The 23,807-nt window shown below is 32.8% G+C and carries 26 protein-coding genes; 9 read left to right on the top strand and 17 right to left on the bottom strand.

Annotated elements, in window-relative coordinates; genetic code table 11:
* Positions 1–18 precede the first annotated feature (18 nt).
* Complete coding sequence (locus C4S29_RS01740) at positions 19–249, bottom strand: hypothetical protein (protein WP_103912401.1); 231 nt, start codon at positions 247–249, stop codon at positions 19–21.
* Positions 250–437: 188 nt separating this feature from the next.
* On the bottom strand, positions 438–1,136 hold the full coding sequence (locus C4S29_RS01735; RefSeq protein WP_103912400.1) for a CoA transferase subunit A: 699 nt from the start codon (positions 1,134–1,136) through the stop codon (positions 438–440).
* A gap of 232 nt (positions 1,137–1,368) precedes the next feature.
* Between C4S29_RS01735 and C4S29_RS01730 the strand changes: the two genes are divergently transcribed.
* On the top strand, positions 1,369–3,225 hold the full coding sequence (locus C4S29_RS01730) for an endonuclease (protein ID WP_103912399.1): 1,857 nt from the start codon (positions 1,369–1,371) through the stop codon (positions 3,223–3,225).
* 30 nt (positions 3,226–3,255) lie between these two features.
* Here C4S29_RS01730 and C4S29_RS01725 read toward each other — a convergent pair whose 3' ends face one another.
* Entirely contained in the window at positions 3,256–4,425 is a 1,170-nt protein-coding gene (locus C4S29_RS01725; RefSeq protein ID WP_103912398.1) for a helix-hairpin-helix domain-containing protein, read from the bottom strand.
* Between the two features lie 123 nt (positions 4,426–4,548).
* On the opposite strand from C4S29_RS01725, the gene C4S29_RS01720 reads away from it, so the two are divergent.
* Positions 4,549–5,295, top strand: coding sequence for an aquaporin (locus C4S29_RS01720; RefSeq protein ID WP_103912397.1), 747 nt, complete (start codon positions 4,549–4,551; stop codon positions 5,293–5,295).
* 15 nt (positions 5,296–5,310) lie between these two features.
* Here C4S29_RS01720 and C4S29_RS01715 read toward each other — a convergent pair whose 3' ends face one another.
* From C4S29_RS01715 to C4S29_RS01700, 4 genes are all read right to left on the bottom strand, one after another.
* Positions 5,311–5,724, bottom strand: coding sequence for a hypothetical protein (locus tag C4S29_RS01715; protein WP_103912396.1), 414 nt, complete (start codon positions 5,722–5,724; stop codon positions 5,311–5,313).
* A gap of 54 nt (positions 5,725–5,778) precedes the next feature.
* Positions 5,779–6,420 carry an alpha/beta hydrolase gene (locus tag C4S29_RS01710; RefSeq protein WP_103912395.1) on the bottom strand — a complete coding sequence of 214 codons (642 nt, stop codon included), beginning with the start codon at positions 6,418–6,420 and terminating at the stop codon, positions 5,779–5,781.
* A gap of 60 nt (positions 6,421–6,480) precedes the next feature.
* Positions 6,481–7,047: a YceI family protein gene (locus C4S29_RS01705; RefSeq protein ID WP_103912394.1), complete on the bottom strand. Its 567-nt coding sequence runs from the start codon at positions 7,045–7,047 to the stop codon at positions 6,481–6,483.
* 63 nt (positions 7,048–7,110) lie between these two features.
* Positions 7,111–8,163, bottom strand: coding sequence for a glucokinase (locus C4S29_RS01700; protein ID WP_103912393.1), 1,053 nt, complete (start codon positions 8,161–8,163; stop codon positions 7,111–7,113).
* Positions 8,164–8,310: 147 nt separating this feature from the next.
* On the opposite strand from C4S29_RS01700, the gene C4S29_RS01695 reads away from it, so the two are divergent.
* The 3 genes from C4S29_RS01695 to C4S29_RS01685 all read left to right on the top strand — a co-directional run bounded on the left by C4S29_RS01695 (position 8,311) and on the right by C4S29_RS01685 (position 11,742).
* Positions 8,311–9,690 (top strand): DUF1800 domain-containing protein, encoded by a 1,380-nt coding sequence (locus tag C4S29_RS01695; protein WP_103912392.1) that lies wholly within the window; start codon positions 8,311–8,313, stop codon positions 9,688–9,690.
* Between the two features lie 78 nt (positions 9,691–9,768).
* On the top strand, positions 9,769–10,956 hold the full coding sequence (locus tag C4S29_RS01690; RefSeq protein WP_103912391.1) for a DUF1501 domain-containing protein: 1,188 nt from the start codon (positions 9,769–9,771) through the stop codon (positions 10,954–10,956).
* Positions 10,957–11,031: 75 nt separating this feature from the next.
* Positions 11,032–11,742 carry an ETRAMP family protein gene (locus tag C4S29_RS01685; RefSeq protein WP_103912390.1) on the top strand — a complete coding sequence of 237 codons (711 nt, stop codon included), beginning with the start codon at positions 11,032–11,034 and terminating at the stop codon, positions 11,740–11,742.
* A 67-nt stretch (positions 11,743–11,809) separates the two neighbouring features.
* Here C4S29_RS01685 and C4S29_RS01680 read toward each other — a convergent pair whose 3' ends face one another.
* Positions 11,810–12,811: a helix-turn-helix transcriptional regulator gene (locus C4S29_RS01680; RefSeq protein ID WP_103912389.1), complete on the bottom strand. Its 1,002-nt coding sequence runs from the start codon at positions 12,809–12,811 to the stop codon at positions 11,810–11,812.
* Between the two features lie 163 nt (positions 12,812–12,974).
* Positions 12,975–13,313 carry a HopJ type III effector protein gene (locus C4S29_RS01675; RefSeq protein ID WP_103912388.1) on the bottom strand — a complete coding sequence of 113 codons (339 nt, stop codon included), beginning with the start codon at positions 13,311–13,313 and terminating at the stop codon, positions 12,975–12,977.
* A gap of 99 nt (positions 13,314–13,412) precedes the next feature.
* Between C4S29_RS01675 and C4S29_RS01670 the strand changes: the two genes are divergently transcribed.
* Entirely contained in the window at positions 13,413–14,792 is a 1,380-nt protein-coding gene (locus C4S29_RS01670; RefSeq protein WP_103912387.1) for an RtcB family protein, read from the top strand.
* A gap of 265 nt (positions 14,793–15,057) precedes the next feature.
* Here the strand turns inward: C4S29_RS01670 and C4S29_RS01665 are convergent, their stop codons facing one another.
* From C4S29_RS01665 to rpsO, 8 genes are all read right to left on the bottom strand, one after another.
* Positions 15,058–15,390: a HopJ type III effector protein gene (locus tag C4S29_RS01665; protein WP_103912386.1), complete on the bottom strand. Its 333-nt coding sequence runs from the start codon at positions 15,388–15,390 to the stop codon at positions 15,058–15,060.
* A gap of 160 nt (positions 15,391–15,550) precedes the next feature.
* A complete protein-coding gene (locus tag C4S29_RS01660) occupies positions 15,551–16,888 on the bottom strand; it encodes a cytochrome P450 (protein ID WP_159969816.1) in 1,338 nt (445 codons plus the stop codon).
* Between the two features lie 83 nt (positions 16,889–16,971).
* Complete coding sequence (locus C4S29_RS01655; RefSeq protein ID WP_103912384.1) at positions 16,972–17,661, bottom strand: hypothetical protein; 690 nt, start codon at positions 17,659–17,661, stop codon at positions 16,972–16,974.
* Positions 17,658–17,984 carry a hypothetical protein gene (locus tag C4S29_RS01650; protein ID WP_103912383.1) on the bottom strand — a complete coding sequence of 109 codons (327 nt, stop codon included), beginning with the start codon at positions 17,982–17,984 and terminating at the stop codon, positions 17,658–17,660. Before C4S29_RS01650 ends, C4S29_RS01655 begins: the two co-directional genes overlap by 4 nt.
* A 408-nt stretch (positions 17,985–18,392) precedes the next feature.
* Entirely contained in the window at positions 18,393–20,570 is a 2,178-nt protein-coding gene (locus C4S29_RS01640) for a polyribonucleotide nucleotidyltransferase (RefSeq protein ID WP_103912381.1), read from the bottom strand.
* A 327-nt stretch (positions 20,571–20,897) separates the two neighbouring features.
* Positions 20,898–21,185 carry a type II toxin-antitoxin system RelE/ParE family toxin gene (locus C4S29_RS01635; RefSeq protein WP_103912380.1) on the bottom strand — a complete coding sequence of 96 codons (288 nt, stop codon included), beginning with the start codon at positions 21,183–21,185 and terminating at the stop codon, positions 20,898–20,900.
* A 12-nt stretch (positions 21,186–21,197) separates the two neighbouring features.
* Positions 21,198–21,428 carry a hypothetical protein gene (locus tag C4S29_RS01630; RefSeq protein ID WP_103912379.1) on the bottom strand — a complete coding sequence of 77 codons (231 nt, stop codon included), beginning with the start codon at positions 21,426–21,428 and terminating at the stop codon, positions 21,198–21,200.
* A 112-nt stretch (positions 21,429–21,540) separates the two neighbouring features.
* The gene (rpsO, locus tag C4S29_RS01625; RefSeq protein WP_103912378.1) at positions 21,541–21,810 is read right to left on the bottom strand and encodes a 30S ribosomal protein S15; all 270 of its coding nucleotides are present in this window, start codon (positions 21,808–21,810) and stop codon (positions 21,541–21,543) included.
* Between the two features lie 163 nt (positions 21,811–21,973).
* Here rpsO and C4S29_RS01620 point away from each other — a divergent pair, with 163 nt between their 5' ends.
* From C4S29_RS01620 to C4S29_RS01610, 3 genes are all read left to right on the top strand, one after another.
* A complete protein-coding gene (locus C4S29_RS01620) occupies positions 21,974–22,567 on the top strand; it encodes a pyruvate decarboxylase (RefSeq protein WP_103912377.1) in 594 nt (197 codons plus the stop codon).
* Positions 22,568–22,651: 84 nt separating this feature from the next.
* Positions 22,652–23,260 (top strand): Crp/Fnr family transcriptional regulator, encoded by a 609-nt coding sequence (locus C4S29_RS01615; protein ID WP_103912376.1) that lies wholly within the window; start codon positions 22,652–22,654, stop codon positions 23,258–23,260.
* Positions 23,261–23,491: 231 nt separating this feature from the next.
* Complete coding sequence (locus tag C4S29_RS01610) at positions 23,492–23,803, top strand: rhodanese-like domain-containing protein (protein WP_103912375.1); 312 nt, start codon at positions 23,492–23,494, stop codon at positions 23,801–23,803.
* Positions 23,804–23,807 lie beyond the last annotated feature (4 nt).

Raw genomic sequence — 23,807 nt, 5'->3', positions numbered from 1 at the left:
TTTTTTAGAGCAAATAATTTACAATTGAATTTCATAAAAAAAGCAAATCCCAGTTTTTTCATCGATAAAATATCTTGAACCTTGATCAAAATCACCATCTATTTTGTATTTTTTTGAATCCTTTGATGGTTTAAACCAACTTGGCTTTGACTCTGTAAACTCGTTATTTTTCGTAGAATCAAGAATTAAGTTATTTTGCTTAATAAATTCACTTGACCAAAATCTTTTTGGTGAAAATTCTAAAAACATAACATATTCTTTTGTCCAATGAACAGATTGCCAATAATGTCCATTAATTAATTTTAAATCAGAATTTGGATTAGTTCCAGTTCAAAATTTATAAACTTCATTTGGATCATTAGTTTTTATTTCACGACAACTTGTAAAAGAAAATAAGGTGAAAAGTAATAGTATATTTTTTATTTTCATCACAAATATTATTTCTTCCTCACCGTCCGCTGCTCTATCCTTTTCTCAAACCTCTCACCTTGAAAAATGCGTTGCACCATAATCCCAGGAATGTGGATTTCATTGGGATCTAAAACGCCCGGTTCTACCAACTCTTCTACTTCTGCAATGGTAATTTTTCCCGCGCCAGACATTGGTGCATTAAAATTTCTGGCAGTTCCTTTAAAAATTAAATTTCCGGCGTGATCGCCTTTCCAGGCTTTCACGATGGAGAAATCGGCTTCAAAAGCGTGTTCTAAAATGTGCATTTTACCGTGAAATTCTTTGGTTTCTTTGCCTTTTGCGACTTCTGTTCCATAACCTGCAGGCGTATAAAAAGCGGGAATTCCGGCTTGTGCAGCGCGGCATTTTTCGGCTAAAGTGCCTTGTGGTGTGAGTTCTACTTCTAATTCCCCAGAAAGCATTTGACGCTCAAATTCTGCGTTTTCACCGACGTAAGAAGAAATCATCTTTTTGATTTGCTTTTTCTGAAGTAATAAACCCAAACCAAAATCGTCAACTCCGGCATTGTTAGAAATGCATGTAAGATTAGTGACGTTTTTCTTAACGAGTTCTGCTATACTGTTTTCGGGAATTCCGCAAAGTCCGAAACCGCCGAGCATAATGGTTTGTCCATCTTTTATATCTGCTAAAGCGTCTTCTACGTTTGCGACTCTTTTGTCTATCATTTTAAATTTTTCTTTGCTTAAAATTAGGGCTTTTTTTTTAATCTACAAATCTAAAGATTACGAGAATTTTAGTAATGAACCTTTCTACTTTCGATTTTATTATTTAACATAAAAGGAAAAAATAAAATTGATTCGAACTAAAAATAAACGAAAATGAACTGAAATAAAAAAAGAAAGAACTAAATTTACGGCAAAATTTTTAAGACAAAAATTATTTAAAATATTAAATTTCATGAAAAAACTTCTATTTTTTCTACTATTTTCAATTTCTTTAGTTGCACAAATTCCCGCTGGATACTACGACAGCACAAATGGCTTAACAGGATACAAATTAAAATCTGAACTTCACCATATTATTTCTAATAAAATCATCAGTTGGAATTATGGTGAACTGGGCAGTTTTTATCCCCAAACTGATGCCGATAAATATTATGAAAACGACAATTCTGTATTAGATATTTATTCTGAAAATCCCACCGGACCAGATGCTTACGAATATGATTTTACGCAAAATATAAGTTCTGCAAGTGCAGAAGGACAAGGTTGGAACAAAGAACACATGATGCCGCAAAGTACTTTCTACAGCGAATATCCTATGGTTTCTGATTTGAATTTTATAGTGCCTGCAGATGCAAGAATTAACCAACTTAGAAGTAATTACCCTTACGGTGTAGGCGGAAAAACGGTTTATCACAGTTTTACGAATGGCTCTGAAGTTGCAAGCAATGCAACACCAGACGCCATTTACACAGGCAGAGTTTATGAGCCAATAGACGAATTTAAAGGAGATGTTGCAAGAAGTATTTTATATTTCGCCGTAAGATATGAAAGTAAATTAAGCGGTTTTAAAATTGTAACAAATGCAGATCCGAAAAAAGACCAAAGCCCTTTAGATGGTACTGAAGAACGCGCTTATGATAGTTCTTTTATCAATTTGATGAAAGTTTGGAATCAGTTAGATCCAGTATCTCAACGCGAAATAGATCGTAACAACGCCATTTATAAAATCCAAAAAAATAGAAATCCTTTTATAGATCATCCAGAATGGGTAAATCTTATTTGGGATCAAACTTTAAGTACCACTACGCCACAAGTTCCCACCACGTTAACCGCGTCTAAAGTGAGTGCTTATTTCGTAAACTTAAACTGGGTAGCCCCTTCCGACCCTTCTATTATTGGTTATAAAATTTTTAAAGACGGCGTTTTAGTGGGTTCTTCATCAACGAATTCTTTTACAGTTGACCACTTGAATCCTTCCACAAATTACAATTTTACCGTAAAAGCTTATAACAATGCGTACGAAGAATCGGCTGAAACTAATATTTTACCAGTTCAAACATACGATACAGATATTTACGCAAAAGATTTAATGATTACTAAATATTTAGAAGGCACTTATGATAATAAAGCCATAGAAATCACTAATTTAACAGGTCATGCTGTCAACTTGGAAGATTATAATTTAAGTATTCAGTTTGAGGGCAGCACGAGTTACTATTTCCCCGCTTCTTTAGAACTGGAAGGTGTTGCCGCGAATAATGAGACCTTTGTAGTTTTAAACCCCAGAGCCGCTTTTAGTTGTTTCAAAAATGATGACGCAAAATTTCAGTCTGCTGCACCTCAAATGACTTTTAATGGGAGTAATTACGTAGAATTACGCTACAAAAGCAATACTGTAGATGCGCTCGGTTCTAAAGACATTAATAATTATAATGATTTAGGAAACGTTTCTCTATACCGTTTAAATTCTGTGAAACAACCTTCAGATTTATTTAACATTAACGAATGGGAAAAACATCCTGTAAATTTTTGCACAGATTTAGGGACTTTAGCAGTGAAAAATTTGGCAAATTCTCCAGAGATACGTATTAAAATCTATCCAAATCCGGTAAGTGGTGGTAAAATATATTTTCAAAGTGCAACATTGAATCAAATAAAAATCGTACAAATTATAGATGCATCAGGAAGAGAAATTTTAAAAGAAAATATGCCATTCCGAAGAAAGAATTTTATTGATGTTTCGCGCTTATCGAAAGGAATTTATTTCTTAAAAGCAGACAAGCAAAACTTTAAAATATTAATTAATTGATTTTACAATTTTTTATAGTTTTTAAAAATCTTACTTTTCGGCAATTAAAGGAGATAATGTTGACATTTGAATTAATTTTTGGGTTAATTCCTTATCAATATTATAGGTTTTAAGAATCTGATCTTTGGTTGAAAAACCACCTAATTTTTTCCGAAATGCGAGGTAACTTGCCGCTGCTCTATCACTAAAACCAAATTCTTTTAGCTGCTGAAAAGTAATTTTATTCAAATCAATTTTCGCGAAATCGGTTTTTTGTTTTGGCATTTCTACATTAGAATTTACCACATTATTAACTGCAAAATTATCTGGATTCAATTTTATAAATGGCTTCATTTCTTCAAATTTTTCCGGAGAAATCATGTAGCAGCGCGAAACATCGTCTAATGTTTTAAAACTACCTTTTAAAAATCTTTCTTTATAATTCAAGATATTTTGCACTTGTTTATCAGAAAAGCCAAGTTTTTTCCAAGCTTCGAAATCTAATAAATTGGGATCAAAATTTTGATATTTTATTATTCGTTTTTCTTTTGCATAATTTTTTTTGTATGGATTAAAATCTGCTGGCGTTTTGCTTGGTAACAGTAGAAAAGGCGACATTTTAGCGTAATTTTCTTCATTAATCATATAGCATTCTTTAAATTTTTCTTTGCTTACAAAACTGCCACCCAAATAGTTTTTATATTTTAAAATGCCTGCTGCTTGGCGCTCAGAAAAACCCATTTTCACCCAATCTGCTTCAGAATATAAATCGGGATTAAATTTTCCGGAAATTATTAATTCTTTTTTCACCCATTTATTTTGCTTAAAATTTTGCTTTTTACCCGCTTCATCAGTCAATAAAATATAGGCTTCTAATTGCGAAAATTTTTCTTCAGAAATCGCATAGCATTTTTTCAGTTGGTTTTTAGAAGTAAAAGCACCGCCCACAATTTCTTTGTATTTCAAAATCGTGGCAACTTGCTTTTCCGAAAAACCCAAAGCCTTCCATTCTTCCGTTGAAAGTGTATTTGGATTAAATTTGGCTATATTTAAAGGAAGAATTTCAGTTTTAGTTTCTGAAAATGTAAGCTTTGAGAATTCTGGATTTTCAGTTTTTTGAAAAAAATTAAAGTAGATTGAAAGGGCGATAATTGCCACGGAAACGCTTATAAAAGCAAGCCTTTGTTTATAAGAATGAAGATATGCCAAATTAGATTTCATCTTTATATTTTAAATAAAATTAATAAAAAATATTAATTAATTGATTATTAGTTTTTTAAATCTAGATAAAAACCAAATATTTTATTTTTAAATTGCACATTCAAAAAACATGACATAAAAGCAATGCTAGAAACACTCCGAAAGAACTACGTTTTATTTTTGCAGGAAGCGTTGGGCCTATTTATTTTTATGATTTCCGCATGTTTTTTCGATGGATTTTTAGAACATAAAAGTACTTTCATTCATCTAGAAATTCCGAATCCGCATTTGAGATTAGCAATAATGGCAATAGCGATGTGTTTGACCGCACTTTTTATTTTTTTATCCCCTTTAACGGCGCCTTCAGGTGCGTTCATCAATCCGTCTGTTACAATTATGAGGTGGCGATTGGGGCAAATTAGTTTAGAAAATAGCATTTGGTATTCTATATTTCAAACTATTGGTGGTTTATCGGCGGTTTATTTAATGGGATTTTTAATGGGAAACATATTAAGCAGCGCGCCTGTAAATTTTGTAGTAACAGTTCCTGGTAAAAATATTGCGATTTGGGAAGCCGTTTTATCTGAAACTTTAAGCGCCTTTTTTATGATTACGATGGTTTTGTTTTTTTCCGATATTAAAAAACTAAAAAATACCGTTCCTTATTTGGCCGCAATACTAGTAGGCGTTTACGTTTATATTACCGGACCAATTTCTGGATTTGGAATGAACCCTGCGAGAACATTAGCAAGCGCAATTCCCGCAAGAATTTATACCGATTTCTGGATTTACATGCTGTGCCCAACGGTTGGAATGCTACTTTCTGCCGAACTTTATTTATTTGTAAAAAAGAAAAAACCAGTTGTAGATTGGAAGTTGGATGGGAAATAGAGAAAATTTAATTTATTATTCACCTCGGTATTTGCCGCGACTAGATTTGTAAAGTGTTGTCACAAATTTGTAAGAAAAAATAAAAAAACCTGCAATTGCTGCAATAAATAATTTCAATTTTATAAAACTTCCATTAAGATAGGCAATAATCATTAGCAACGACAGCACAGCAACTATTGCATAGGCAATGGAATACATATAACCATTTCGGTTTTCATACTTGAATTCTCCACCATTAATTTCAAATATTTTATCAAGTGCTTCGGTTGCCATACTTGGCTCTACTTTTCTAACATCAGATGTTAAGTTTTTGAATATAACTTCTCTATTTTTACCGCTTTTTACTGCATTGTAGAGATAATCAAAATTTCTTTCGGAAAAGCCTTTTCGGAGTAATTCTTCTTTTAAATTGATAAAATTTTTATTCATATTCTTTTTTTAAATATTTATACAAATAAAATAAAAATTAATGATAAAAATTTCTTAAACTAAAATTTCCGCCAAAATTTTTGAAACTTCCTTATGTTTTGTTAATGGAAAAAGATGTGTTGCATCTTTTATAACATAATCTGGCTGGCTATTTTTTAAAGGGAAAACCAAGTCTTTTTCGGCTAAAATTTGGATAACTTCCGGCATTTTTTCCATTTTCCAATCAAGAATATTCTGGATAGACCATTGCAAATAGTAAGGATCTCGAACCCGAAAATACGTCATCACATTTGCGTTTTTAGAATCAAAAAGTTTGCGAATAAATCCATAATATTCAGTCGAAATTGCACCGTAAAATTTTAAAGGTAAAATCTTAGTGATTTTTGTAATTTTCCCTGCTTTCATAGCAAAAGATTTTTCGGAATCTGATTTTATACTACCTAAAATGACCACTTTTTTTGCGGGTTTTAATTTATGGATTTCCTGAACCAAAATACCACCAAATGAATAGCCCAAAAGGTAGAATTCTTCAGTCGCAGAAATGCTTTCAGCCATTCTTTTAACATAATTTTCAAAACTTTCATTTTGTGTGGGAATGAGCCACTCGATAAAAATAATATCTAAATTAGGATTGAATTTCAACTTTTCTAAAACGGTAAAATCTGCGCCTAAACCGCTAATAACATAAACTTTCATATGAACAAAAATAAAAAAAGCAGTTTAAAAAAACTGCTTTTAGAATAAAATTTTAAACTTTTATTTGGCTTGAAAACTTACTTGCAAATCTATATCATCTTTTACAAAAACGTCTTTCATAGTTGATTGATAAGCAATACCAAAATCTTGACGATTAAAGGAAAATTTACTAGATTTTAATGTTAATAAACCTTTATTAATACCAATTACGGCAGGGAAATTTACAGCTTTTGTAACGCCTTTTGCGGTTAGGTTGCCTTTTACTAAATAAGGATACATTTTATCGTTATTTTTCACAACAGAAGTAATAGTATAAGTAGCCAAAGGAAATTTTTCAACTTCGAAGAAATCGCCAGTTTTAAGGTGTCCATTCAATTTTTGCTGATACTCTCCTGTTAAATCTTCAGCATTTATGCTCGTCATATCCAAAACAAAAGTGCCCCCAACAATTTTATTGCCTTTCATCACTATATTTCCAGATTTCATTTTTACACTTCCGTCGTGTGAAGAGGCCTCTGTTTTTGCCACTTTATAGCCCCACCAATGTACGTCTGAAGTTGTAACGTTTTTCGTTTGTGCAGAGATTAAACTTCCGATAAAAACGAAGGTTAAAAAAAACTTTTTCATATTTATTAAATTTATGCTGCAAATATAGATTTAATCTAGAATTCCAAAGTTATCATAAGATAATTAATTCACGTGAAATGCACCATAATAAGCGGCTCCAGAAGCAATAGTCTTTTCATTTAGCAAGAAGTAAATATTGACATCTTTCAGCAATCTTTCCATTTTATCACTGATGATAAATTTTTTATAAAATTTTTCTTTATTGATATAATTTTTAATGGTAATTGGGATTTCTCCACCGATAATGAGTCCACCAGTTGCTTTTAATTTTAAAACCAAACTATTTGCTTCACGGGCAAGAAAATCAATAAAAGTATCCATCGTTAGTTTACAAATCATTTCTCTTTCTTCAGTTGCGGCAGCACAAATAACTTGTGTGAAATCTTCGCCTTCTTGGATTTTTAGAGTTAACCATTCTGGTTCTTTATGCCGTTGCACATCTCTCAAAAATCTATAAATATTAAATAATCCATCCTTAGAAAGCACAGATTCCCAACTTACAATACCGTAGATAGATTTTAAATATTGGTAAAATTCAACTTCAATATCTGTTCTTGGTGAAAATTCTGAATGGCCGCCTTCTGTTGCAAATGGTCTTAGATGTTTTCCGTCCCAGAACATTCCTGCTTCACCTAAACCATTTCCGGGTGCTAAAATTGCCACATTTCCAGAAGAAATATTTCCGTGCTCATAAATTGGCATCAGGCAGTGCGGCGTTAAATTTCCCATAAAATAGGCTGTGGCTTCCATATCATTAATTAAAAAAACATCTTCGACGCCGCTTTCTGCTTTGATATCTTCTGCTACTAAAGACCATGGTAATCTTTCTGCCACACAATTATTATTAATAACAGGGCCTGGAACGCCAAGCGAAAATCTTTCGGGTTTATCTAAATTGTGATCGCCCAAAAACTGCAATGCCATTGCAGAAAATGAAGGAAAATCAAAAGTATTGTAGGTTTCCTCTTTTAATAAAACCAAATTGCCCTCTTTTATATGGTAATAATTGAAAGTGGTTTGATCTGCCCGAATATCCGCAGAAAGAATATTAAGATTACTATTTTGCGGATTTTGCAATCCTGGGAGGTAGAGTTCAAATTTTGCAGTGTCGCTCATAATGTTACTTTTCTCAAAGATATAAATTTATTAATGTTTTTAAAACATTTAAAATAATAAAACAAGAAAATCTTCATTTTTTAAGAAAAGCATTCTATTGTTTTAACTTTTTATAAAATCGTTTATCATAAAAACAAATGCCTACCAATGGAAATTTCTAATTTTTCTAAAAACAAACATTTGCTTTCTCGCGCCGGTTTCGGCATCAATCTTTCGCAAATTGATAGTTTATCGCAAACGAGTCCTTCAAAAATTTGGAAGCAATTGAGCAAAGAAAATCAATTGAAAAGTCTTTCTGTTGGTTCAGAAGATGCTCTGCAAGATTATGCAGTAATTGCGAAATTAAGTCCAGAAGAAAAAAAAGAGAAAACAAAAATAAACCGCCAAGAAAATATCAGCCTGAATTTAAAATTTTTTAATGAAATGGTAAATTCAAAAGATCAATTGAGAGAAAAAATGGCATTTTTCTGGAACGGTCATTTTGCGACTCGTGTTATAAATTCGCGCTATAACGCGCAATTATTGCAAATCGTTCGAGAAAATGCGCTGGGGAATTTTGGAGATTTATTGAAGGCTGTTTCAAAATCTCCATCGATGTTGCAATTTCTTAATAATCAACAAAATAAAAAAGACCATCCCAATGAAAATTTTGCGCGAGAAGTGATGGAACTCTTCACCTTGGGACGCGGTAACTACACCGAAAAAGATGTGAAAGAAGCAGCACGTGCTTTCACTGGGTGGAGTTTTTCTAAAGAAGGCAATTTTATAGAACGTGCTAGAATTCACGATTTTGGCGAAAAAACATTTTTAGGAAAAACAGGAAATTTTAGCGGTGATGATATTTTGGATATTATTTTAGCCCAAAAATCAACGGCTATATTTATTACCATTAAAATTTATAAATTTTTTGTAAATGATACTTTAGATCATAAAATTGTGGCAAAACTCGCTAATAATTTTTATAATTCTAAATACGATATAAAAAAACTTATGACCGAAATTTTTACTTCTGATTGGTTTTTTGATGAAAAAAATATCGGCGCAAAAATAAAATCTCCGATAGAATTAATGGCGGGTATTTTTAGAATTTTACCCGTCGATAATATCATCCAAAAAAGACAACTGATCATTTACCAAAATTTATTAGGGCAAATGATTTTTTATCCACCCAATGTTTCGGGATGGCCAACCGGTAAATCTTGGATCGATAGCTCTACTCTACTTTTACGTATGCAAATGCCACAATTATTTAGTGGCATTCGGCCTTTAGCCCTTCAGCCAAAAGCAGATGATGATATACAAATGGGAATGGGCGCACAAAATAATGGAAATAGAAAATTTAGAAAAAGCAATTTTATTATTGATTGGCAAGAGATTGAAAGCGTTTTTAAAGATAAAAATATTGCTGAAATACTGCTTCAAAAAAAGATAAGTGGCGACGGAAAATACATGAAACAATTTTCCGACGGCAGCGTGAAGATGGATATTATTAATATCATGAGTGTTCCGGAATATCAGTTGTGCTAATTGGTTTCACAAGGTTTAATTTGGTTTAAACTTGTTTGATGTCACTAAATTTTACTTTTTACTTTTTACTTAAAAATTATGATACTTAAAAGAAGGGATTTCTTAAAAACAGGTTCTTTGGCTGCAGCATCTATCATGTTGCCAAATTTTTTAAAAGCACTTACATTGCCCGATTCTTTGGATAAAGACAATAAAGTTTTGGTGGTTTTGCAACTCAGCGGCGGCAATGATGGTTTAAACACCATAATCCCAACAAGAAATGATATTTATTTCAAAGAACGACCAAGAATTTCTATAAAAAATGCCCTAAATTTAACAGATGAAGTGGGGATAAATCCTGCTTTGAGTTATTTTAAAGAACTTTATGACGGTGGAGAAATTGCGGTTTTAAATAATGTAGGTTATCCAGAACCCAATAAATCGCATTTCCGAAGTATGGATATTTGGCAATCTGCAAGTGGCAGTAAAGAATTTTTAGAAACTGGCTGGATCGGAAGATATTTGGATGAAGAATGCCACAAGTGCACACATCCAACGCAAGCTTTAGAAGTGGATGATATGCTAAGTTTGGCTATGAAAGGGAAAGAAAAAAAAGCGTTTGCCTTTAAAGATCCGCAAAGATTATACGAAACTTCAAAGGAAAATTATTTCAAATCTTTATATGCAAATCACCATCATGAAGATGAAACTGTAGAATATTTATACCAAACTTTGGGCGAAACCATTAATAATGCCTCTTATATTTTTGAGGAAAGCAAAACCAAATCTACCAACCAAATTTATCCAAAATCTGCTCTGGGAAAAGATTTTAAAACCATCGCTTCACTTATAAAATCGGATATTAATACGAAAGTTTATTACCTGCAAGTGGGTAGTTTTGACACGCACATTAACCAAAACCAAAGACAAGAAAAATTATTTGATGATATTAATGAATCCATAAAATCTTTTGTGGCGGATTTAAAAGCAAATGGATTGTTTGAAGATGTTTTGCTGATGACATTTTCAGAATTCGGACGTCGCGTTTCTCAAAATGCAAGCAATGGCACCGACCACGGAACGGCAAACCAAATGTTTTTTATTTCCGGTGGATTAAGGAAAAAAGGCATTCTAAACGCACTTCCAGATTTACAAAACCTCAACGATGGCGATTTAATTTACACCGAAGATTTCCGGAAAGTTTACGCCACAGTTCTGAAAAATTGGCTCGGCGCAGATTCTACGAAAATTTTGGGTTGGAAAAACGGCGTTTATGATTTTGTTTAAAAAATAGGAAAAACACCCCAAAAAATTTACGAATATTGCTGGATATTTGTTATTAATTCAATAAAATTTCAAACGATGGAAATTCCTACAATAAAAGAACTAGCAACCGAAAAAACCGATTCTACCACCATTTCTTATTTTAAATTAAGACAATTAATTGGAATTTTAGGAATCTTGTTGCCTTTTGCACTCATCATTTTTGGCGGAATTCTGCAACCTTCTCTTAGCCATTATTATTACAGTTTTTCTCATACTATTTTTGTGGGCACTTTGGCGGCACTATCTACTTTTTTAATAACTTATAAAGGCACTTACCGATTAGAAAATTGGCTCGCAAACCTTGCTGGATTTTGCGCGGCAGGCGTTGCCATATTCCCGACTAATGCGAAAGGTTATATCGGCTATCAATTTATAAATATCCCAACTTGGGCAGAAACGTCAAAGGTTTTCAATATTCTTCATTTTACTTTTGCAACCGTACTTTTTATATGTTTTGCAGTTTTTTGTCTTGTTATTTTTCAAAAACCAGATAAAAATAAACCAATCGATAAGAAAAAAATTCGCAGAAATAAAACCTACAAAATTTGCAGTTACATTATGATTATCAGTATTTTAGCAATTGCATTTCTCTCCATTTTCAAAAATTTAGATTTCCCTTATTCTACTTTGCTTTTTGAAAGCACCACGCTTATTCCGTTTGGAATTTCTTGGGTTTTAAAAGGATCATATTATTGGCGAAATTCAGAATATAATATTTTGAAATGGCTGGTTTCGCCATATCGGTGAGTTGCTTTCGAAAAAATTTCAATTTTTAAAAATGATTCTAAACCTTTTTTTTCAATTTAGTTTTAAATTAAACTTGATAATTTTTGACTGCATTTTTTAAGGTCTGTTCTATTCTCAATTTCAATTTTCGAGGTTGCATAACGGTTATTAAATCTCCAAAACCTAAAATCATGCGTTCTAATTCAAAGTTGAGTTGAACTTTTATTTTAAACAATGTGCCATTTTCATGTTCCTCTAAAATTTCTTGAGAATGATGAAACGGTTTGGTTTTTACATAAGGTGCATTATTTTTTTCAACAAAAAAAATAACGTTCGTTGGGCGGTTTCTTTCAGAAACAGTTGCGCCAATTACTTCGCTGAAATACTCATCTGCATCTATGTTTTTATCGATATATTTTTCTTCCAAATCGTCAGAAATCACCTCAATTCTATCCAAAGCAAGATTATAAATTCTCGTTTTGTGCCAACAAATTACAAACCATCTATTATTGAATTCCTTCAATAATTGCGGATGAATCCGCATTTGGTTTATTTCCCTCGCTTTGAAAGATTTGTAAGCTACATTCAGCACTTTTTTCTTCAAAATCGCTTCATACAAAACATCAATAAACTCCAAGCCTTTCAGATTTTCATTTTTATCCAAATGAATTATAGACTTCTGGTTGTGGCCAGAATAAACAGAATCTTCCAATCTTTGTATTACGCCACTCATTTGTTTAAAAAGCGAAAAATCTTTAAATTGTTTTAATAATTGTATAGATTCATTTATGATTTGTACATCATTCTCGGTAACAGGAATATTTTTTATACTAAAACTCTCATCAGAATACCGGTAAAATTTTTTGTTGTAAACCTCAATTGGCGCATTGTAACCCAATTTTTCACTTCTCATATTCTGAATATCCAACTGAATTGTTCTTTTACTTAAAAAAGACTCTTTGCCTTCAAATTCAAACAAAGCATCAGAACAAACATCAATCAAATCTTCCAAAGTATATTCTTTCGATCTGTTTCTGAGGCAATTATCAATGGTTTTATAGCGAATAAGAGCGTTTTTGTTGGATGACATATTTTGAAAAAATTTATTAAATATTTTATTTGGGCAACTAATCCGCCTTCCACTCCCGCTTTTTTTATAAAATTTTTAAACTATCACACCGCATAAAAAATTATATAAAAAAGAGCTCCGTTCAAGTCGGGTTGCAAGAGATTCGCTGAAACCCTTGACAAGGTTAAAATTCTTTCAATTTCAAAGCATCACTTTCAAAAGAAATTCCTTCCCAACCAAATTCTATGAAATTTCTGATATTTTGATGATCGCTTCCGTCCAGATTTTGCAAAACATCTACTCTATAAAATGTGCCAAACAGCGCCAAAGTTTCTTCTTTTGAAAGATTATTTAATTTCCCAAAACTGAAAACTTTGCAAGACCCATTATTTTCATTGGCTTCATTTACTGTTTTTCCGTTCGTGAACTTCGTTGGCGTGAAATCATAATTTTCTTCGATAAACGCTATAACATCTTTAAAATCGATTGTTTCGGGAGAATTTCTTAGTTGTTCTAGCATCATTTTTAATTATTTACTCAAAAATAATTAAAATAATTTTAACTACGCAAAAAGATTGCGCAATTGCCTATTTACTTTGCACTATCAATTTAAAGAAACAAAATGAAAACAACAGGAAACGATTTAATCAATTTAGGTTTTAGACCTGCAAAATGGTTTAATGAAGCTTTACAATTCATTAACGAAAAAGATTTAAACGAAATAGAAATGATAGAATATTTAGAGCAATTTAAAAGTCCGGACCCAATTCCTTTGCTCGAAGAACCGAAAGAATTCGTCATCAACATCAAAGCAGAAACCGAAGCGGAAATAGATAATGTGGAAAAAGTAATCGCCACCATGAAAGAATTAATGAAAACGCCAACGCTTGTTGGTGGCGCATTAATGCCCGATGCTTGTCCGACCGGAAGTATAGGAACAATTCCTGTAGGCGGCGTTGTAATTGCAAAAAACGCCATTCATCCCGGATTTCACAGTGCAGATATTTGCTGTTCCGTTATGTTGACAGATTTTGGGAAAACTGACCCAAAATTGGTTTTGGAAACGGCGCACAAAAAAACGCATTTCGGTTACGGCGGAAGACCAAGAGGCGAGCAATTGGAAATGCCAGTAGAATTGATGGAAGATTTTAGGGGAAATATGTTTTTGAAAGAGGATAATAACATCAGTATTGCACGCTCTCACATGGGAACTCAAGGCGATGGAAATCACTTTTTGTTTGTGGGAATTTCTAAAAAAACAGGAAATACAATGTTGATTACTCATCACGGTTCCCGCGCTCCAGGTGCAAAATTGTATGACAAAGGCATGAAAGTAGCCGAAAGATTCCGAAAAGAATTGTCGCCGGAAACTTTAAAGGAAAACGCTTGGATTCCCTTTGAAACCGAAGAAGGAAAATCTTATTGGGAAGCATTACAAATCATTAGAAAATGGACGAAACAAAATCACAACGTGATTCACGAAGCGATTTTGAACGAATTAAATATAGAAAAATTAGACAGATATTGGAATGAACATAATTTTGTATTCAGAGATGGTGATTTATTTTACCACGCGAAAGGAGCAACTCCGCTGGACGACAAATTTTTACCGGATATTACAGGCCCAAGATTGATCCCTCTGAATATGGCAGAGCCTGTATTGATTGTGCGTGGAGCCACAAACGGTAGAAATTTAGGTTTTGCTCCTCACGGCGCAGGAAGAAATTTTAGCAGAACACAGCACAAAAAATCTTTGGCACACAAAACTATAGAAGAAATTTTTGCCGAAGAAACGCGAGGTTTAGATGTAAGATTTTTCACCAACGATATTGATATTTCCGAATTGCCAAGTGCTTATAAAAGCGCCGAAACTGTTCGTAGCCAGATGGCAGAATACGAATTGGCAGAAGTGCTGGACGAAGTGATGCCTTATGGTTGCATCATGGCAGGCGATGTACAAAAAAATGCACCTTGGAAAAGGAAGAAAAAGTTTAGGAAATAGTTTTTAACTCCCAATTTTTGGGAGTTTTTTTGATTTGAGGTATATTAAAAAATTTTGTAAATACTAATTTTGGTAAATCCATTAACTGATTTCATACATTTTTGGTGCATTTATTTTTTTCATCACATAAGCTGAAACGATTGGTGCGGGCTAAATTAATACTCTTCTATACAGCGCTTTTTTCATAGTTTTAAATTAAATAAAAATAATTTTGAAAGTACGTTGCCAAATATTTAAAACACTCAAATTATGAAGATAATTTGATCTAGTTTTTGCTAAATGCTTCACCTTCAAATGAAATTCCATCCCATCCAAATTCCATAAAATTGCGGATATTTTGATGGTCGTTTCCGTCCGGATTTTTTAAAACATCTTCCCTATGAAAAGCACCAAATAAATGTAAAGTCTCTTCTTTGGATAAATTCTGCAACTTCGCAAAACTGAAAACTTTGCAGGAACCGTTGTTTTCATTGGCTTCATTTACCGTATTTCCATTGATGAATCTTGTCGGTGAAAAATCGAAATTCTCCTCAATAAAAGCGATGACTTCTTTAAAATCTATTTTCTCCGGTGAATTTTTTAATTGGTTTAATATCATTTTTCTTAATTATTTGATTACGTTTTAATCTGTTCTAAAAAAATTTAATTATCTGAAATTTTCTTTCCCCCAGCCCTAAAGGGTGGAAAATTTCTCGCAAAATTTCATCAAAAATACTCCCTTTAGGGTTGGGGAAATGTTTTTGATGAAATTTTTTAAATCAAATACCCACAAAATTTGAAACGATCTTCCCTCTTAATTCTACGGGTCGTAATGTAATCAACGCGATGGTTTTCATTTCTTTGGTTTCCAGTTCCAACTGGTATTTTTTATAAAATAATCTCAAAAAAAGAATCATTTCCATGTAGGCAAAATGTTCGCCAATGCAGTATCTCGCGCCATTTCCAAAAGGGAAATAAGGTTTGCTTTTAACGTCTTCATCTTCGAATCTTTCGGGCAGAAAAGAATTTGGGTTTTCCCAGTAAGCCGAATTTCTGTGCATATCGTAAAGCAAAAATTCTACGATCGTCCCTTTTTCCCAAGAAAATTCTTTAAATGAATCATCCTCCAAAGCCACGCGGTCAATAATCCACGCGGGCGGATAAAGACGCAAAGATTCTTTGATGATCGTCATTGTTTTAGAATTTCCAAAAAGCGTTTTTAGTGATAAAAAATCATCGCCTAAATCGTTGATTTCCTTTAATAACAATTGCTTTTCAGGGACATTATTTTCAATTAAAAACAAGGTAAAAGCCAACGCATTCGCTGATGTTTCGTGTCCGGCTACGAACAAGATGATGATTTCGTCGATCAACTGTTCCATCGCCATTGGTTCGCCGCTGTCTTCGTATCTGCTGTTCAAAAGATTTTGCAGAATGTCATTAAATTCTCCCGTTTCACTTTGCCGTTTCAGAATAATTTCCCTGAAAACAGCACGCATTTCATCCGACAGTTGAAGGTGTTTTTTCAGTTGTCCCGAGACTTTATACCAGGACATCAAAAAAGGTTTTCGCACCTCTTTGATAAACATTTTTTGAATTTCTGTAATAGAATCTGAAATTCTCAGGATCTGTGTATAGTCGATCGAGTTACCAAATAAGGTTTTCGCGATGATGTTAAAAGTGAGACTGTTGGTCATCTTATAAATATCGATCGTTTCATTTTTGATCTGACTTTCAATCGTGGCGTTGATCTCATCGATCATCGTTTGATGCAGCAGTTCTATATTTTTACTGCTGAAATTGGGCTGCACGAGGCGGCGTTGTTTCAGCCAGTTTTTGCCGGTATTCGTCAGTAAACCTTTGCCCAGATATTTCCCTAAAACATGCGTTTGAATGGCGGATTTCTCATAATTTTTTTGATTTTTCCGCAACACATAATCAAACAGTTCGGGATCGCGGCTAAAGACAAAACGTTTTTTCACCAAAAATGACTGTAAAGTGTAAGTATTTCCCAGTTCCTGAAAATTTTTAGAAATAATAGCGATCGGATCACTGTTCAACTTCAACAAGGTTTTCCAGATATTTTTCTCGCTGACTTTTGGTGGGTAATTGTACACAGTTTTGTTTTGTATTTGTAGCGAAATTACGGCTCATTTTAAAATAAAATATTTATTTTCATCCTTTTAATAAATATTTAGTTTTACTTGTTTTTTCTACGCGATATTTTATCTACAGAAATTATATTTGTAGAATCATTTTTCGCTTTAACCTCATAGATTATATTATAATTTTTCTTTATCAACTCTAAGGCTGTTTTTAAATTATTATTAGAGGTCTCGCTATCGCCTAACTTTACAGCAAGTTTATTTTTTTCTTTAGATAATTCATTTTTTATTGCAACTAAGTCATTATATTCCTTTACTAACGCATTATACTTATTTGATGCTTCTTGTAAATTTGAATTATCATAAGTAATTTCTTGCTTATTTTCATTTACATTAGAAATCTTAACATTATATTTTTTTTGCAGAACCTCAAATAATCTTTTATAGTAGTCCTTTTGGGCACTTACCTCGTTTACGTATTTTAAAAGTTCTTCTGTTGTAATAGATTTGCCATCCATTTTAAATCCTGTGGTATAAACTTGCTTTGTTTCAGGGCATTTAACATTTTTCAAACTATCAATTTCTAATTTTTGATCTTGAACGATTTTCTTTAGAGCGTCATCAGTTTTTAATGGTATAGAATCATTAATTTTTTTTACTTTTTTTATTTGATTAAAAACACCGTTTTCATTTTCCTCAAATTTACGATAGTAATACCCAGAAAAAAATAAAGACATTAGTAATATCAAAAATATTAAAACAAATATTATATTTTTTTTTCTCATTTTTTATTTTTATAATTATTAAGAAACTCTTGAAAAGCCTTTCCCTCGTTTGAGTTATTAGATATTTCTTGAACTTGTCCTTGTTGAACTTCTTGACGAACTTTCATTTTCACCACTTCAATTTCGGTAGCCTGATTTGACTTCAAGTTTTCAACTTGTTTCTCGTATGTCAACTTAATGTCTTCTATTCTATTATTAAAATAAAATATAAAAATTAAGGAAACAATACCCGCAACAGTTACCATACTTCCTAAGTAAAATGAGATTGGGTGTTTCTCCCAAACTTCTTTTGCACTAATATTATCATTTTGTGTTTTTGCCATATTTTAAAAATATTTGCCAATTTAACCAATTTATTGATTATTATGAAATTATTAATTATGCTATTGAAAAAAACCTCTTGGCAAGACGGTCTCGCCTGTATCTTCGAAAAAAAATACAATTTTGTCTAAAAAAAATAGTTAAAAATCATTGCGCGACTGTAGAATTCATTCGTAAAGGTGCAGAAATGATAATGCAATTTGAATAATATGTTTTATTTTTTTTATTGGCAACATTTAAACAATATTTCACACAAACGCACTAAACCCCGTAATACTCCGCCCCACAATCAAAGAATTAATTTCCTTCGTGCCTTCGTAGGAATAAATGGCTTCGGCATCGGCGACAAATCTGGCAACAAAAAAACTCCCGAAAAAATCGGGAGTTTCATTTATAAAAAGAATTAAATCTTATCCTTGGTTATTATTCTCAGGACGATTTTCTCTCGGTCTGTCGTTATTTGGACGCTCTTCTCTCGGAGGTCTTTCTAAAAGCACTTTGCGGGAAAGTTTCATTTTTTTGCGGTCGTCATAACCCATAAATTTCACTTCTACCATATCGCCTTCGTTGTAAGGCACTTTGTCTAAACGTCTCCATTCAATTTCAGAGATGTGAAGTAAACCTTCTACCCCTTTTCCGATGGCGATAAACGCACCAAAATCCATTACTTTCACCACTTTTCCGTTGTAAACTTCGCCCACAGTTGGTACGAAACAAATTTCTTTAATGGTGGCGATTGTTGCATCAATATTCGCTCTGTTCACACCAGAAATCTCGATTCTACCGATGTTGCCAATTTCCTCAATTGCAATCACAGTTTCGAAATCTTTCTGCATTTGTTGGATGATTTTTCCTCCAGGTCCGATTATTGCACCTATGAAGTCTTTGGAAATTTCCATTACTTCCATTTTCGGAGCGTGTGGTTTCACATCTTCTCTTGGCGCGTCTAATGTTTTCAACATTTCACCTAAAATGTGCATTCTTCCTTCTTTGGATTGGTTTAAAGCCGTTTCCATGATTTCCATGGTTAAACCTTCAACTTTAATATCCATTTGGCAAGCGGTGATTCCTCTTTCTGTTCCTGTCACTTTGAAATCCATATCACCTAAATGATCTTCATCTCCTAAAATATCAGAAAGAACGGTGAATTTTCCAGATTTTGGATCGGTAATTAATCCCATTGCAATCCCAGAAACTGGTCTCGTAATTTGAACACCTGCATCCATTAATGCCAAAGTTCCTGCGCAAACTGTTGCCATAGAAGACGAACCGTTTGATTCTAAAATATCAGAAACCACTCGAATTGTGTAAGGATTTTCGGTTGGAATCATGTTCGCCAAGGCTCTTTGCGCTAAATTTCCATGACCAACTTCACGTCTTGAAGTTCCTCTTAAAGGTCTTGCTTCTCCTGTAGAAAATGGCGGGAAATTGTAGTGTAAAAAGAATTTTTGATCGTAATTAATTGCCACTGTATCGACCATGTTTGCATCTTTCACAGAACCTAAAGTTACGGCTGTTAAAGATTGTGTTTCACCTCTTGTGAACACTGCAGAACCGTGAGCTCCTGGTAAATAATCTACTTCAGACCAAATCGGGCGAATGGTTGAAGGAGTTCTTCCATCTAATCTTACACCTTCATTTAAGATCATTTGGCGCATGGCTTCTTTTTCTACATCGTGGTAATATACTTTTGCGAAAGGTTTCACCTCTTCTAATTCTTCTTCAGAATATTGTGCTAAAAATTCTTCTAGAACCGCCTTAAAGTTTTCTGCTCTTTCCTCTTTTGCGGAAGGTGATGTTGCTACTGCATATACTTTATCGTAAGTTTCTCTCCAAACTTTCGCGCGAATTTCTTCGTTGTGATTTTCGTGAGAGTATTCTCTTTTTATTTTTGAAGATTCAATTCTTGCTGCTAAATTTTCTTGCGCTTGAATTTGAACTTTAATTTCTTCGTGTGCATATTTGATGGCTTCGATCATTTCTGCTTCAGAAATTTCTTTCATTTCACCTTCTACCATTACGATAGAATCTTTTGTGCCGCCAACCATCATATCTAGATCTGCTTTTGCGGCATTTTCCATACTTGGGTTGATAGAAAGTTGTCCGTCAATTCTTACGACTCTAACTTCTGACATTGGCCCGTTGAAAGGAATATCGGAAATAGCAATCGCTGCCGATGCTGCCAAACCAGCTAAAGTCTCTGGCATTACTTCTTCATCATAAGAAATTAATGAAATCATCACCTGAACTTCTGCATGAAAATCTGATGGGAAAAGTGGACGCAAAACGCGGTCAACTAATCTCATCGTTAAAATTTCTTCATCCGAAGGTCTTGCTTCTCTTCTAAAAAAGTTTCCCGGGATTTTTCCACCTGCGTAGAATTTTTCTCTATAATCTACTGTTAAAGGTAGAAAATCTACACCTTCTTTGGCTTCTTTACTGGCTACAACGGTTGCTAAAAGCATTGTTCCGCCACATCTTACGACTACAGAACCATCGGCTTGTTTGGCTAATTTTCCTGTTTCGAGCGTGATTTCACGCCCATCTTTTAATTGAAATTTTTCAATAATTGCTTGTGGAGCATTCATAAATTGTTTGTTTCTTCTGTGCAATCCGTATTGATTGCGGTTATTTTATAAAATTATTTTTACGAGTGCAAAGATACTGAAAATTTAGATAAGATTGTAGGAGATATGAGACTTGAGACTTTTGAAAAATTAGTTTAGACAAAATTTACAGTTACAATTTATGAAAGAATTAAGTGCATTAATTTTTAAACTAAATACTATAAAAAAAAACCACTTTATTTTCAATTTTAACCGTTGTATCCGCTTTGCTTTAAGCAAAAATTTTACCGTGTCTGCGAGTTAAAATAAAAATCTGTGTTAAAAAAAAGCAAACTTTCAAAATTTGCTTTATTTTTTTTTCGAAGGATTTCTGCTGGTGTGAAAAATGGAATAAATTATAATTGTGTCCTTTATAATTTGGTAAACTATTACAAAAGGAAAAACTTTTATATAAGCCTCTCGAATTTCTTCTCTTTTAATTTGAAAATGTTTGGGATTATTCGATATTCTTTCAAAATATTTTTCAACTGTTGATATAAATTTTTCACCTAAAGCGATTGATTTACTTTCATAAAAATCGTAAGATTTCTGCATTTGATTTACTGCTCTTTTTCTGAGTTTTAATTTATAAATCATTGAATGAAATAATTATTTACTTCTAATTATTTTTTTCGCTTCATCCCACGAATAATTTTCTCCTTCTCCTAGAAGATATTGCATCCTTTCTTCTGCAACTATTGCCCATTGCTCATCAGTCAATAGTGACTCAATCTCTATTTTTTCAGATTTAAAAACATTTCTCAATTTTTCTAGAATGCTTTTGCTATCCGTTTGCAAAAGCAATTCCATCAATTCTAATTTTTCTGCTTGAATGTCCATTTCTAAAATTTTGTTAGGTAAAATTACTAATAAATTTTTTGTTAAAGATTTCTACTTCACAAAAAAAGCAACCCAAAAATGAGTTGCTTAATTTTTAAATCTGAAATAAGAATTATTTTCTTAGTCCTAATTTTGCGATAATAGCTCTATATCTGGTAATATCTTTTTTGGTAAGATAATCCAAAAGTGCTTTTCTTTTACCTACCAAAAGTACAAGAGATCTCTCTGTTGCGTAATCTTTGTGGTTTTTTTTCAGGTGGCCTGAAAGATGGTTGATGCGGTAAGTGAAAAGTGCAATTTGCCCTTCTGCGCTTCCTGTGTCTTTTGCTGATACGCCGTATTCAGCGAAAATTTCTGCTTTTTTTTCTGGAGTTAAGTACATTCCAATATTGTTTTAAATGATTATTATGTAACGGCGGCAAAAGTACGACTTAAAATCCATATATTAAAACTTAATTGAAATATTGACTAAATTTATTTATTAATCCTTAAACTATTTGAAATTTAATGAATTTATGGTTGTATTTTTGCATTAGAAAAAACCGATGAAAAAAGTTTTATTTTTTGGAATTATTGTAACGGCTAGTGCGTGCATCATAGTGAGTTGTGCCGTTGCCGGAAACCGTGTAGAATACATCAATCGCGAAATAAAAATCCCGAAAATTCAGCGGATTGTGGCCTACGAACCAGAAGTTTTTCCTGATATTGATGAAATAAAGGAACCCACAAATACGGCCTATTTTAGTGCTTTAAGTAATGAATTAAATGCCTTAGGCGATTATAAATTATTGAGAGTAAATACTGCAGCAGACTACGGCTTTTCTGACCCTAAAACTCTAATTGAAATGTGCAAAAACAACCGTGCAGATGCCATTTTAATCCCAAAAGTGAAATATTTTAAAGTGGGAATTGGAAAATACGTTTTTTCTAACCAAGTTATCGTAAGTTTAAAACTTTATGATGCAGCAGGAAATTTTATTATCGAAACTTCTTATGATACTTTCAAAACCAATGGCAGAATGCTCGGTTCGGCAGAAAATTCAATTAAAATAGGCACTGAAGGTGCTTTGAAAAAAATGTCGCAAGAAATCCGTAGAAATAATTTGATGCAGCGGAAATTGCTTACTCAAAGTAATTAACACTCTTTTTTCTATAAATTTTTCCTTACTTTTATAAATCTTTTCTGTTAGTGATTTATATTATATTTAATTAACTTTGACTTTATGATTTTAAAAGACCTATTCCAATCCGATTTAGTAAAAGAAATCGAAGATTCTGGCAACTTGAAACATTTCGCAGCAGGTGAAGTGATTGTAAACATGGATGCTTACATTAAAAATATTCCTGTAGTTATTTCTGGTAGTATAAAAGTGATTAGAACCGAAGAAGATGGACGAGAAATCTTACTTTATTACATTACGCCAGGAGAAAGTTGCATTGTTTCCATTCTTTCTGGTATGAAAAATGAAACTTCAAAAATAAAAGCCATTGTGGAAGAAGATGCAGAAATTATGCTGATTCCGGCAGATAAAGCCAAAATTTGGGTGAAAAATTATCCAGATTGGACGGATTTTATTTTTAATCTTTACCAAAAACGTTTTGAAGAACTTCTAGATGTGGTGAATTCTGTAGCGTTTCAAAAGATAGATATGCGACTTTTGCACCTCATCAAACAAAAAGCACAACTCTATCAAACTAAGGAAATTTCTGTGACACATCAGCAATTAGCCGATGAATTGGGCATTACACGCGAAGCAACAAGCCGAGTCTTGAAAAATATGGAAAAGGAAAATCTTATTATTCTTTACCGAAATAAAATTGAACTTCTCTGAGTTTTACCCGATAAATAATTTACCGCAAAAATTAACTATTCTAAAAAATGGATTGAAAAACTTTTTAAATACTCATGTCTTTTCATTGATGTTTTAAATTAAAATTTTCCGCTTTTGCAGTAAAAAAGTTCCATTTTCTCCCTGTTTATTGCGTTCTGTGATATAAGTTACTGTGAAATAAATTTTGTAGACATAAATTTGCTGCATTAAATCAATTAAAATCACAAATTTATGTTAGACACTATAAATGAATTTTTTGGATTCACTAAAACAGATTATGCCGACCTTGTAAAAAAAGGAGCCATCATCCTCGATGTTCGAAGCAAAGGAGAATTCGCAAGTGGCCATGTGAAAAATGCCATCAATATCCCTCTGGATCAACTTCCAAATAATCTCACAAGATTAAAAGATAAAAACAAATCCATCATCACTTGTTGCACTTCTGGCATGAGAAGCGGCTCTGCAAAATCCTTGCTTTTGAAAAATGGCTATACCGATGTTCACAACGGCGGCGGCTGGATGAGTTTGAATGAAAAAATTTAAATAA

It is taken from the genome of Halpernia humi (genome assembly GCF_900108025.1).
Taxonomy (GTDB): Bacteria; Bacteroidota; Bacteroidia; order Flavobacteriales; family Weeksellaceae; genus Halpernia; species Halpernia humi.
Note: the sequence above shows the minus strand (reverse complement) of the source record. Positions and strands in the feature narration are given on the sequence as shown.

Excerpts from the sequence above, each read along its gene's own strand:
- C4S29_RS01740 (WP_103912401.1), bottom strand. The coding sequence starts at position 249 with ATGTTTTTAGAATTTTCACCAAAAAGATTTTGGTCAAGTGAATTTATT.
- C4S29_RS01735 (WP_103912400.1), bottom strand. The coding sequence starts at position 1,136 with ATGATAGACAAAAGAGTCGCAAACGTAGAAGACGCTTTAGCAGATATA.
- C4S29_RS01730 (WP_103912399.1), top strand. The coding sequence starts at position 1,369 with ATGAAAAAACTTCTATTTTTTCTACTATTTTCAATTTCTTTAGTTGCA.
- C4S29_RS01725 (WP_103912398.1), bottom strand. The coding sequence starts at position 4,425 with ATGAAATCTAATTTGGCATATCTTCATTCTTATAAACAAAGGCTTGCT.
- C4S29_RS01720 (WP_103912397.1), top strand. The coding sequence starts at position 4,549 with ATGCTAGAAACACTCCGAAAGAACTACGTTTTATTTTTGCAGGAAGCG.
- C4S29_RS01715 (WP_103912396.1), bottom strand. The coding sequence starts at position 5,724 with ATGAATAAAAATTTTATCAATTTAAAAGAAGAATTACTCCGAAAAGGC.
- C4S29_RS01710 (WP_103912395.1), bottom strand. The coding sequence starts at position 6,420 with ATGAAAGTTTATGTTATTAGCGGTTTAGGCGCAGATTTTACCGTTTTA.
- C4S29_RS01705 (WP_103912394.1), bottom strand. The coding sequence starts at position 7,047 with ATGAAAAAGTTTTTTTTAACCTTCGTTTTTATCGGAAGTTTAATCTCT.
- C4S29_RS01700 (WP_103912393.1), bottom strand. The coding sequence starts at position 8,163 with ATGAGCGACACTGCAAAATTTGAACTCTACCTCCCAGGATTGCAAAAT.
- C4S29_RS01695 (WP_103912392.1), top strand. The coding sequence starts at position 8,311 with ATGGAAATTTCTAATTTTTCTAAAAACAAACATTTGCTTTCTCGCGCC.
- C4S29_RS01690 (WP_103912391.1), top strand. The coding sequence starts at position 9,769 with ATGATACTTAAAAGAAGGGATTTCTTAAAAACAGGTTCTTTGGCTGCA.
- C4S29_RS01685 (WP_103912390.1), top strand. The coding sequence starts at position 11,032 with ATGGAAATTCCTACAATAAAAGAACTAGCAACCGAAAAAACCGATTCT.
- C4S29_RS01680 (WP_103912389.1), bottom strand. The coding sequence starts at position 12,811 with ATGTCATCCAACAAAAACGCTCTTATTCGCTATAAAACCATTGATAAT.
- C4S29_RS01675 (WP_103912388.1), bottom strand. The coding sequence starts at position 13,313 with ATGATGCTAGAACAACTAAGAAATTCTCCCGAAACAATCGATTTTAAA.
- C4S29_RS01670 (WP_103912387.1), top strand. The coding sequence starts at position 13,413 with ATGAAAACAACAGGAAACGATTTAATCAATTTAGGTTTTAGACCTGCA.
- C4S29_RS01665 (WP_103912386.1), bottom strand. The coding sequence starts at position 15,390 with ATGATATTAAACCAATTAAAAAATTCACCGGAGAAAATAGATTTTAAA.
- C4S29_RS01655 (WP_103912384.1), bottom strand. The coding sequence starts at position 17,661 with ATGAGAAAAAAAAATATAATATTTGTTTTAATATTTTTGATATTACTA.
- C4S29_RS01650 (WP_103912383.1), bottom strand. The coding sequence starts at position 17,984 with ATGGCAAAAACACAAAATGATAATATTAGTGCAAAAGAAGTTTGGGAG.
- C4S29_RS01640 (WP_103912381.1), bottom strand. The coding sequence starts at position 20,570 with ATGAATGCTCCACAAGCAATTATTGAAAAATTTCAATTAAAAGATGGG.
- C4S29_RS01635 (WP_103912380.1), bottom strand. The coding sequence starts at position 21,185 with ATGATTTATAAATTAAAACTCAGAAAAAGAGCAGTAAATCAAATGCAG.
- C4S29_RS01630 (WP_103912379.1), bottom strand. The coding sequence starts at position 21,428 with ATGGACATTCAAGCAGAAAAATTAGAATTGATGGAATTGCTTTTGCAA.
- rpsO (WP_103912378.1), bottom strand. The coding sequence starts at position 21,810 with ATGTACTTAACTCCAGAAAAAAAAGCAGAAATTTTCGCTGAATACGGC.
- C4S29_RS01620 (WP_103912377.1), top strand. The coding sequence starts at position 21,974 with ATGAAAAAAGTTTTATTTTTTGGAATTATTGTAACGGCTAGTGCGTGC.
- C4S29_RS01615 (WP_103912376.1), top strand. The coding sequence starts at position 22,652 with ATGATTTTAAAAGACCTATTCCAATCCGATTTAGTAAAAGAAATCGAA.
- C4S29_RS01610 (WP_103912375.1), top strand. The coding sequence starts at position 23,492 with ATGTTAGACACTATAAATGAATTTTTTGGATTCACTAAAACAGATTAT.